Below are 10,369 nucleotides of genomic sequence, written 5' to 3' on the forward strand. Positions count from 1 at the left end.
ACCCGCGCCGCCGCCCGCGCTCGCGCTCGCACCCCAGCCGCTCCCGGAGACCGCGCCCTCCCGCGACAACGCGCCCCCGGAGAAGTCCGCGCCCGCGCCCCGCGCCGAGCCGGCCGCGCCCACCGTGGGTGGCGTGCCCATCTCCGCGCCGCTCGCGCTGCTGCTTCGCAAGCTGGACGCGTTCAACACGCTGGTCGACCGCGGAGAGATGACGAAGGCGGGCGTGATTGCCGCGGACGTGCTGGCCACCGTGGAGCGGTTCGACCCGCGCGTGTACCTGCCCTCGCTCTTCACCCGCTTCTACTCCGGCCTGAGCGGCCACGCGCGCGACCTGGAGCCATTCCTGCAAGAGGCCGACTCGCTGCCCATGCGCGCGCTGGAGCAGCTCTACCGGGTGGACCTGGAAGCCTTCCTCGCCCAGCCCTCGCTGACCTCCAGAGAGGAGGACTGACGCCATGCTCGACGCCACGCCCACCTCCTCCACCCCGGCCGCCGGGGAGCCCTCCATCGAGGCGCGCATCATCGAGCGCGCCCACGAGTTCGACATCCCCGCGCTGGTGGAGCTGCTCTTCAAGGAGGGCTACGGCCCGGATGACCTGGAGCTGCGCAGCCACCGGGGCACCGTGCACGCCCCCCAGCTCGTCCACTCCATCGAGTTCGCGCGCAACCCGCGCCGCGCCATCATCACCGTCAACCTGGGACTGCTCAGCGTCCAGTCGCCCCTGCCCTCCTTCTTCCTCAAGGCGATGGAGTCGCTGCAGCACGACGCGATGGAGAGCTTCCTGGGCTACTTCGACCACCTGCTCCTGCGCGCGCGCTTCGCCGGCCTCTTCCCGGAGCGCGACGGCTCGCTCTTGCCGGGCTGGGAGGGCTCCGCCGCGCACCGCCTGCGCCTCTTGCGCCCCGCCTGTCCCTCCACGCTGCACTGGCTGTTCTCCCACGCGTACCCGGAGGCGGAGGTCCGCGTGCGGCGCGCCACCCGCCGCCAGCGCATCGACACGCGCGGCATCCAACTGGGCGGCGCGGCGCTGGGCGACGGCACCTCCATGGGCGGCTTCGCCACCGTGCCCACCGGTGGCCTCGAAGCCTGGCTGCACATGAACGAGGCCTTCTGTGGCACCGGCACTGCATGGGCCATTGAAGCGCGACGCCGGCTGCGCTCGCGCGTGTTGCCTCACCTCATCGATACACCGGTGTTCCTCACCGTGGTGCTGGTCATCAGGGACCAGCACGGACACGCCCGCGTCGAGGACTCCAGTCACCTGGGCTACGAGCCCATCATCGGCGGACCCGAGCAGTCGCGGCAGGTGGTCCTGTTCTCCGGTGACACCACGCCGACCTCACCGCCTCCGCAGTGACGCAGGACCCCGGCGCGTCCCGCCGGGTCGCAGAAAGGCCTTCCACCCGAGGGGAGTAACGTAGCCATGTCAATCCAGGAACAACTGCCCAAGTCGCGCATCACGCTCACGTACCGGACCACCATCAATGGCGAGCAGGAGGCGGTCGACCTGCCGCTGCGCATGCTGATGCTGGGAGACTTCTCGCTCGGCTCCTCCGAGGACCGGAAGGTGGACCTCGATGCGCGCAAGCTGCGCTCGGTCAACGGACGCAACCTGAACGAGCTGATGGCGGACATGAAGATGTCCGTGAACTTCCAGGTGCCCAACCGCATCAACCCGGACGTGGAAGCCGACCTGAACGTCGAGCTGCCCATCACCAAGATGAAGTCCTTCCACCCGGACGAAATCGTCAACCACGTCCCCAAGCTCAAGGCGCTGCGGCTGCTCAAGAAGCTGCTGTTGGAGATGCAGTCCAGCATCGACAACCAGAAGGCGCTGCGGAACATGGTCTACGAGCTGTTCTCCAACAAGGAGGCGCTCAAGGCCGTCCTCGCCGAGCTGAAGGACTACGAGTCGCTGAAGCTGCCCAAGGCGATTCCCGCGAACGCCACGCCCGCCGCCAACGGCGCTGGGGCCACCACGCCCGCCGCCACGGCCCCCGCGACCGCGCCGGCCACCGTCCCCGCCACCGTGAACTCGTAAGCCGCCGCTCACGTCCACTCTATTTCCACGAAGGTAACCGTCATGGCTGAAACCTCATATCTGCCTGGGTTGTTCAAGAGCGTGCGGCTGGAGCGTCCCGTGGACGCCAAGCCGATGATCTCCGAGAAGTTCGTCCCCGCCCTCGATGAGAAGGAAGTCACCATCGAGGCGCGCTTCATGTCCTCGCTCGCCGCGCTCGTCCAGAACGTGTCGCCGGCGACGACGGATGCGGGCGACGCGGTGCGCTTCGACAAGGGCCAGGTGCTCGACGTCGTCGACCGCATCGACGCGATGATCAACGACCAGATGAACGAAATCCTCCACCACGAGCGCTTCCAGAAGATGGAGTCGGCGTGGCGGGGCCTGGAGGACCTGGTCTCCCACACCAACTTCAAGGCGAACATCGCCATCGACCTGCTGGACGCCGCGCAGGACGAGCTGGGTCAGGACTTCGAGAACAACTCCGCGGACGTGTTCGCCGGCTCGTTGTTCAACAAGGTCTACATCCAGGAGTACGACCAGTACGGCGGCCAGCCCTTCGGCGCCCTGGTGGGCCTGTACGAGTTCTCCTCCACGCCGGGCGACATCAAGTGGCTGACGCAGATGGGCAAGGTGGCCAACGCGGCGCACTGCCCGTTCATCGCCGCCGTCAGCCCCAAGTTCTTCGGCTGCGACAAGGTCGAGGAGATGGAGGCCATCAAGGACCTGGAGGGCGCGCTCGCCCACCCGCGCTACGGCAAGTGGAACGAGCTGCGCAACAGCGAGGAGGCCGCATACCTGGGCCTGACGTTCCCCCGCTACGTGCTGCGCCTGCCCTGGCATCCGGACAAGAACCCGTGCGACGACCTCCACTTCACGGAGGATTCGCAGGGTGACTCCAACAAGTACCTCTGGGGCAACTCGTCCATCCTCTTCGCCCGCAACATGGTGAAGGCGTTCGAGAACTCCGGCTGGTGCCAGTCCATCCGCGGCCCCAAGGGCGGCGGTCTGCTCACCGGCCTGCCGGTGGACACGTTCTTCATGCGCGGCCAGGAGGAGCTCAAGGCCCCGGTGGAGATCGCCATCCCGGACTACCGCGAGTTCGAGTTCGCGCGGTGCGGCTTCATGCCGCTCGTGTACAAGAAGGGCTCCAGCGAGGCGACGTTCTTCAGCACCCAGTCCGCCAAGGTCGCCAAGCGCTTCAAGGACCCGAAGGACTCGGAGAACTCGCAGCTCGTCACGAACCTGGCGTACACGTTCTCCATCACCCGCCTGGCGCACTACGTGAAGTGCATCATGCGCGACAACATCGGCAGCACCGCCGATGCGCCCTATATCCAGCGTCAGCTCGACGCGTGGCTGGCGGGCTACGTCACGACGGTGGCCAGCCCCGATGACCTCACGGTCCGCCGCTTCCCGTTCAAGGCCACCAGCGTGGTGGTGGAGCAGCGCACGGGTGAAATCGGCTGGTACGACTGCAAGGTCGCCGTCCTGCCGCACATCCAGTTCGAAGGCCTCAACGTGGAGCTGATGCTCGAGTCCCGGCTCGGGTAGGCCCCGCTTCTCTTCACCCAACCCCCAACCATCCAGGAGTGAGTCATGCCTCAATTCGCACGTGACTTGGACGTCTATCAGGGCTTCAACTTCAAGAAGGACAAGCAGACCCCCGTGGGCTTCATCACCTCCATCACCGTGGGCGGCATCGTCCTCGTGGCGGACCAGGAGACGATTGCCGACCCGGAGCAGCCGGACAAGGCGCTGGCCACCAAGTGTGTCGGCGTCCTGAACAGCTACCTGTGGGAGACGGGCGTCACCGACGCGCTGTACCTCTCCGCGCAGATCTCCACGGCGAACAAGCAGAAGATCGCCGAGATGCTGCTGGGCACGTTCTCCAACATCGAAGTGGTGATGAAGTACGTCATCTACGAGTACGACCCGCTCGCGAAGAAGTACTTCAAGTCCAACTTCGTGGACGCGGACCTCAACGGCCTGCTGGAGAAGAACGGCGACCGGCTGAACATCAACGTGGCGGACAACGAGTCGCGTGAGGTGCAGTCGCCCAAGAACTTCACGTTCCAGATTGGCGTGAAGCCCAAGACGCTGGAGCAGTCCATCAACGTCGCGGCGGCGTCCTCGAAGAACATCGTCAAGAAGTGGGGCGTCACGGAGACGGCGTAAGCCCCTCCGCCACGAAAACAACATGCCCCCCTTCAAGCTCGCACGGGTCCGGTGGCACGTCGGCCAGACGCTGCTTCCGGAGCATTTCGAGGCCCAGGAAGAGTCGCTGGAGGCACAGGTCCGCCTCCACGCCTCGCTGTCTGGCACGCCGGGTTACGGCGTGGCGGCGATGGCCTGGAGCGAGCCGTTGCTGGCCGGTGGAAGCCTGTCCGTCTCGACGTTGACGGCGGTCACCCCGGCTGGCTTCGTGGTGGATGTGCCCGGCAACGCGGTGCTGCCGCCCTTCTCGTTGGAGGGCACGGGCCGCGCGGAGGCCACCATCTACCTGCATGTGATGGGGGACACGACGAACGCGCAGAGCGTGCGGCTGTACGCCGAGGACCCGCCAGTGGTCGAGCGGGTGATGCGGCGGCTGCGCCTGTCCGCGGAGCCGGTCCTGGACGGAGCGAAGGACACGCTCCCCCTGGCCGTCTTCCGAAGGGATACCGAGGGCGTGTGGCGGCTGGCGGAGGACCTGGTTCCTCCGCTGCTGCTCGTGGGCCCCCACCCGTTCCTCGGGGCCCTGCTGGAGCGGCTGGAGGCGCTCCTGGAGCAGTCGCGGCTGCAGCTCATCGCCCGGCTCTCCGACAGCTACCTGCGCACGGACCGGCTCAGCAATGCCCGCCGCGCGCTGTGCGAGGTGCAGCGGCTGCAAGCCCTGCTGGAGGACATGCACCGCCATGTCTCCCCGCACCCGTATGTCTTCTTCGATTCCCTGCGCCGCCTGTACTTCGAGGCGTGCTGCTACCTGGAGCTGATGCCCGACAAGTCGCTGCCCACCTACCAGCACGAGGCCCCGGGCAAGGGGCTGAGCCGCTGGGTGGAGCTGCTCACGCGCGCGCTCCAGCCGGAGGCCACCCGCGCCACGCACCGGGCCTTCACGGCGCGCGACGGCCAGTTCATCTTCTCCCCGCTGCCGCCCGAGGTCCGGGAGAGCGGCGAATTGTACCTCCTGGTCCAGCGCCGGCTGGCCGGAGAGCCGCTGCCGGTGGACGGCGTGAAGCTGGCGGGGCCCTCGCGCCTGGCCACGGTGCGCCGCATGGCCCTCAAGGGCATCGCCTTCGAACACGTGCCGCACCCGTCCTTCCCGCACGCGCTGGGCCCTGAGATTGATTGGTACAAGCTGTCCCAGGGCGAGGAGTGGCAGTTCGCGCTGCGCGAGGACGGCCTGGCCTTCTATGCCACCCCGGCGCTCCAGGGCGCCCAGGTGTCCCTCTTCTGGCGCAGGTCCTGACATGGCCCGCGCTTCCTTCCTGGACAAGTTCGCGGTCCGTGGCGACAGCCGGGGCACCGGCCGCAAGGGCTCGAATGAGCTGGAGCACGTGCTGCGCAACCTGGAGGCCGTGCTGAACACCAAGGCGGGGTACGGCTTCTTCCGCCGCGACTTCGGCCTGGGCGAGTACACCGAGAAGTACGGCACGCGCGAGCTGGTGGAGACGCTCACCCGCGAGCTGCGCGACGAGATTGCCCACCACGAGCCGCGCCTGTCGGACGTGGAGTTGACGCTGCGCGGGCGCGACGCGGGGCTGTGGCTGCACTTCGGCCTCACGGGCACCGTGGCCGGCGAGCGCCACAAGCTGCGCCTGCGCTTCGACACCCTCAGTGCCCACGTGCGCGTGGAGGAGGAGCCATGACGACCGGCGGCTTCGACGACAAGTTGGTGGTGTCCGTCACCCTGACGGCGGGCGGCACCGCGCACGCCATCCCCGCGGGCGACGTGAAGTCCTTCGCGCTGGAGCTGCGCCCCTGGGGCTTCGAGGGCCGCGTGGAGTTCGACCTCGCGGACAACACGTCCGCGGGAGGCATGGAGACGGACGCGCTCAAGGCCGCCTTCCTCCAGCAGGACTTGATGGAGGTCCAGCTCGAGCTCAAGAGCACGTTCACCGACACCGCGAAGCAGCCGGCGCTCACGTCCCTCAAGATCAAGGGCCTGGTCTCCGAGCGCACCCTGGTGGAGATGCCCGCGACGACCGCCCCTGGCGCGCCCCTGCTGCACCGCCGCTACGGGGTGACGTTCCAGGACGCGGCCCAGCTGCTGTGGAGCCAGCACTTCCCCTGCATCCTCTACACGCAGAAGTCGATGAAGGACGTGCTGGACGCCCACAAGGGCTCGCACATCACCTTCAACTACGACTGGAGCGCGGGCCTGGACAGCACCTGCCCGCAGCTGTTCCTGGGCCTCACGCCGGAGGAAGGCGCCAGCTTCTACGACTTCCTCCTCTGGTACGTGGACACGCGCAACGGCGTGCTGGCGTACGACTACGCGGCGGGCAAGTACGCGCTGTCCACGGCCAAGGCCGCGACGGGCACGCCCGTGCAGCTGGTGGGTCCGGAGATGGACCAGGTGGCGCTGCGCTTCCCCGAGGTAGCGCGCCACGAAGTGAATGTGCTCAACGCGGTGGCCGAGGGCCCCGCCACCCGGCCCATCACCCAAGCGCGCGCCGTCACCGGCATCCGCCAGGACGTGCTCGTGCGCACCCCCATCGCCACGGAGGTGGACGCGCGGGTGACGCTGGAGACCGCGCGGCTCAAGCTTCGCGGCATGGAGGTCGACCTGACGTGGAGGCGCTTCCCCGCCACCGCGCTGACGCCGGGCATGCTGGTGAAGCTGCCCACGACGCAGGCCTGGGCCGCGGCGGGGCTGGGCGCCGGGCAGACGTTCCGGGTGCGCTCCATCGCGTTGCGGGGGGACGCGCTCGCGTCCTCACCGGACGCGGACCACCTGGCCAAGAGCACCGGCTTCGACTTCGCCATGCACACCGTGCTGGAGCCCCAGGCGGAGACCTGGGTGGAGCTGCCCGCCTACACCCCGCCCACCTGGCCCCGCTACGTGGAGGGACTCATCGTCAGCGAGATGGGCGAGCAGCCGCACGAGACGTGGCAGGCCTACACCGACTCGGCCACGTCGCAGGACGGCTACAAGGTGAAGATTCCCCTCTGGCAGAACCAGATTGTCACCCTCCCGTTCAACCCGAACCTCCTGCCCGGGCACTTCTACTTCCCGGCCTACAAGGGGGAGCGGGTGCTGGTGGGGCTGGATTTCCAGAAGGCCTGGCTCAAGCGCTTCCTGGACTGGCGTGACACGGCGCGCATGCCCGCGGACGGCCAGGGCACCCATCTGCTGGTGGGCAAGACGCCCGAAAACGGCACCTCCATGCGGCACTCCTATGCGGAGGGCAAGCCGGTCTTCCTCTTGCAAAGGACCAACGCCAAGGACACGGCCCGCATCGAAATCAAGGAGGGGACGCTGACCATCCGGGTGAAGGAAGAGCCCGCGTAGGCGCGCTTTGGAGGCGTGAAGGAACCATGGGAACGCTGGTCTGCACCATCGAGCTGGACAAGCAGAAGGGCATCACCGTCACGGTGGACAACGCCGACGGGCAGATTCTCCAGACGGTGACGATGGACGGCACCAGCATCACCCTCAAGGTGGCGGGCCAGACGGACACCAGCACCGTGGTGCAGAAGGCGGACAGCATCGTCGTCACCGTCAAGGACTTCAAGGTGGACGCGGAGACCATCACCCTCCTCTCCTCCAAGACGTCCGACTGGAAGAGTCAGGACACGCTGACGGTGGAGAGCACCAAGGACATGACCTTCACCTCGCAGGCGAAGCTCACGCAGAGCGCCATGCAGGACGCAAGCCTCTCCTCCTCGGCGAAAATCAACGTGGAGGCCACCCAGGCGCTGGCGATGAAGGGCATGACGGCGTCGATGCAGGCCACCGGCGGCGAGGCCAAGGTGGACGGCCTCACGCTGAAGCTGTCGGGGACGACGGAGGCCTCCATGAGCGGGCTGAACGTCAAGGTGTCGGGCCAGGCCGCGCTTGACCTGGAAGCGCAGGGCATGGCCAACCTCAAGGCCTCCGGAGTCACCAGCGTGTCCGGCGCGCTGGTGAAGCTGGGTTGAGGGAGCACACCCGATGAGCGGCACCAAGGACAAGCTGCACCAGGACTTCCTCGAGGAGATGGCCTCGCTGGAGCGCTTCCGTCAGCGCTTCCACGAGCGCTACCCCGCCGCCCCCCTGGAGCGCGAGGACCCGGACGTGCGCCGCCTCATCGAGGCGATGGCGTTCTTCTCCGTGCAGACGCGGCAGGCGACGCTGCACAACCTGCGCTCCACGTGGCGGCGCCTGTTCGCGGGCTTCTTCGACTTCCTGCTGGAGCCGCTGCCCACGCGCGCCGTCGTCCAGGCGATGCCCGCGGGGAAGATGGGCGAGCCGGTGCTGCTGCCGCGCGGCACGGAGCTGCGGCTGACGCCCACGGAGGGCGAGCCCGGCATCTTCCGGCTCCAGCGCGACTTGCGCGTGCTGCCCGTCACCCTGGAGTCCACGCAGGTACGCCCCCTGGTGCGCGGCGGCCACCGGCTCATCCTCCACTTCGAGTCGCGCCACGAGCGCGCGGACGCGGTGGAGACGATGAGCCTGCACGTGCGCCACCTGGACGAGTACCTGCCGTCGCTGGCCGTGTTCCACTCGCTGCGCCAGCACCTGCGCGACGTCAGCGTGGTGTACGGCGAGCTGGCGGACGAGCACTCCACGGGCGCGAAGTGCGAGGTGTCGTTCGACCGGGAGCCGCCCGCGCCGGATGACTCGGCGAGCTTCGCGCACCCCCTGCAACGGCTGCGCTCTTTCTTCCTCTTCCCGGAGACGGAGCTGTTCCTCCACGTCGCGGTGCCGCCCACGCGCGGCGAGTGGCGGCGCTTCAGCCTCTGCTTCGACCTGGCGCAGGAGTGGACCGTGGGCCGCTCCCTGCGGCCGGACTTCCTGGTCCCCTTCGCCGTCCCGGTGGAGAACCTGCGCGCGGAGCCCGCCCAGGTCATCACCACGGACGGCACGCGCTCCGAACACCCCATCCGCAACATGAGCGCGGGGCGCGAGCTGGCGCTGCACTCGGTGACGGGCGTGTACGAGATGACGAAGGCGGGCCTGTCCCCGCTGCGGCCCGCCCACCTGCCCGGCAAGGGCCCCGGCTACGAGGTGGAGGAGGTCCCCACCCAGCACGGGCCTTCCCCCCACCTGGTGCTGCGCATGCCGGAGGCCTTCTCCGCGCCCCGGAAGCTGCTGGTGGAGGCGCTGTGGCACCAGCCGCGCTTCGCCTCGGAGGCCCTGGGTCGGCTCACCGTGGGCGTGCCGGGGCGCCACATCGAGGGTCTGGACTGGCGGCTGGTGGGCCAGCTCCAGCCGGACCGCGAGAGCCCCCTGCGCGATGACCTGACGGCCCTCACCCAGTTGCTGGCCTGGAAGGCGCAGCCCACGCTGGGGCTGGAGGAGCTGCGCGCCGTGCTGGAGCACCTGGGCACCCCCGGCGAGGGCCCCTTCCGCCGCGTCCTTCCGCTCCTGCGGGAGCTGAGCGTGCAGCGCGTGCCGGACAGCGCCCGGCGCGGCTCGGGCCTGCGCCACGTGTACGAGGTGGTGCTGGAGCCCTTCGAGGAAGGTTTCGAACCCCTCGTGGTGTGCTTCCTGACGCGGGTACGGGAATTGCTGGACGTGTGGAACAACGAAGCGACGGTGGAGCTGCGAGCGACCATCGCCGGCGCGGGTCCCCTCGTCCTTCCGGGAGCCTCCTGACATGAAGATGTCTCACTGGAAAGCCATCCTCCTGGCCTATCGACGCGTGGAAGAGCTGCTCGAGCGGGAGCTGGGCTCACCGAGCCTGGACTCCGAGCTGCGCGAGCGGCTCTCCCCGGGCGCCATGGAGGCCATGTCGCGCGGCCTGGTCTTCGAGCTGGAGCAGTTGCGCATCCACCTGGGCGAAGGGCTGCGCTCCGACGACGTGGAGCAGGTGCTCCAGCCCTTCGCGTTCCTCGTGGACGAGAAGGTGCTCGGCCGGCTGGCGAATGACGACGCGCAGCACTGGCCGCTCTTGCAGCTCAAGGCCTTCGGCGTGGACTCCGGCGGCGACCTCTTCTTCGACCTGGCCGACGCGGGGCTGCGCAAGCAGGACACGCCGCCCTTGCTCTTCGAGATGCTGCACTTCTGCCTCACCGCGGGCTTCGTGGGCCGGCACGTGGGCCACCCCGCCCGGCTTCGCGACTACCGCGAGCAGCTGGTGGCCCGCATCCCCCAGCCGCACGCCGTCGCGCCGGAGGTCACCACCGAGGACATGGGCCCCCCGCCCACCCTCTACGAC

Annotated in this window: 11 protein-coding genes; all 11 read left to right on the forward strand. The window is 68.6% G+C overall.

Translation table 11 applies throughout. The annotated features are described in order from the left end of the window. On the forward strand, positions 1–451 hold a 451-nt coding region (locus HR086_RS39865), incomplete at its 5' end, for a type VI secretion system protein IglI family protein (protein ID WP_305794116.1). A 4-nt stretch (positions 452–455) separates the two neighbouring features. Next, positions 456–1,358, forward strand: coding sequence for a type VI secretion system baseplate subunit TssG (locus HR086_RS39870; RefSeq protein WP_141642941.1), 903 nt, complete (start codon positions 456–458; stop codon positions 1,356–1,358). A gap of 66 nt (positions 1,359–1,424) precedes the next feature. Continuing rightward, positions 1,425–2,042: a type VI secretion system contractile sheath small subunit gene (tssB, locus tag HR086_RS39875; protein WP_141642940.1), complete on the forward strand. Its 618-nt coding sequence runs from the start codon at positions 1,425–1,427 to the stop codon at positions 2,040–2,042. 42 nt (positions 2,043–2,084) lie between these two features. After that, the gene (tssC, locus tag HR086_RS39880; protein WP_141642939.1) at positions 2,085–3,575 is read left to right on the forward strand and encodes a type VI secretion system contractile sheath large subunit; all 1,491 of its coding nucleotides are present in this window, start codon (positions 2,085–2,087) and stop codon (positions 3,573–3,575) included. A gap of 45 nt (positions 3,576–3,620) precedes the next feature. Continuing rightward, entirely contained in the window at positions 3,621–4,199 is a 579-nt protein-coding gene (locus HR086_RS39885) for a hypothetical protein (RefSeq protein WP_141642938.1), read from the forward strand. 22 nt (positions 4,200–4,221) lie between these two features. Further along, positions 4,222–5,472, forward strand: coding sequence for a type VI secretion system baseplate subunit TssK (tssK, locus tag HR086_RS39890; protein WP_141642937.1), 1,251 nt, complete (start codon positions 4,222–4,224; stop codon positions 5,470–5,472). Between the two features lies 1 nt (position 5,473). Continuing rightward, positions 5,474–5,872, forward strand: a complete 399-nt coding sequence (locus HR086_RS39895) for a GPW/gp25 family protein (RefSeq protein WP_174468229.1) — start codon at positions 5,474–5,476, stop codon at positions 5,870–5,872. Beyond that, positions 5,869–7,518 (forward strand): hypothetical protein, encoded by a 1,650-nt coding sequence (locus tag HR086_RS39900; protein ID WP_174468230.1) that lies wholly within the window; start codon positions 5,869–5,871, stop codon positions 7,516–7,518. Before HR086_RS39895 ends, HR086_RS39900 begins: the two co-directional genes overlap by 4 nt. Positions 7,519–7,544: 26 nt before the next feature. Then, complete coding sequence (locus HR086_RS39905) at positions 7,545–8,147, forward strand: hypothetical protein (protein WP_141642934.1); 603 nt, start codon at positions 7,545–7,547, stop codon at positions 8,145–8,147. A gap of 13 nt (positions 8,148–8,160) precedes the next feature. Continuing rightward, on the forward strand, positions 8,161–9,807 hold the full coding sequence (locus tag HR086_RS39910; protein ID WP_141642933.1) for a type VI secretion system baseplate subunit TssF: 1,647 nt from the start codon (positions 8,161–8,163) through the stop codon (positions 9,805–9,807). Between the two features lies 1 nt (position 9,808). Continuing rightward, positions 9,809–10,369 (forward strand): DotU family type IV/VI secretion system protein (locus tag HR086_RS39915; RefSeq protein ID WP_174468231.1); only part of this gene is annotated, 561 nt, incomplete at its 3' end.

The sequence above is a fragment of the Myxococcus sp. CA039A genome (genome assembly GCF_013336645.1).
GTDB lineage: Bacteria > Myxococcota > Myxococcia > Myxococcales > Myxococcaceae > Myxococcus > Myxococcus llanfairpwllgwyngyllgogerychwyrndrobwllllantysiliogogogochensis.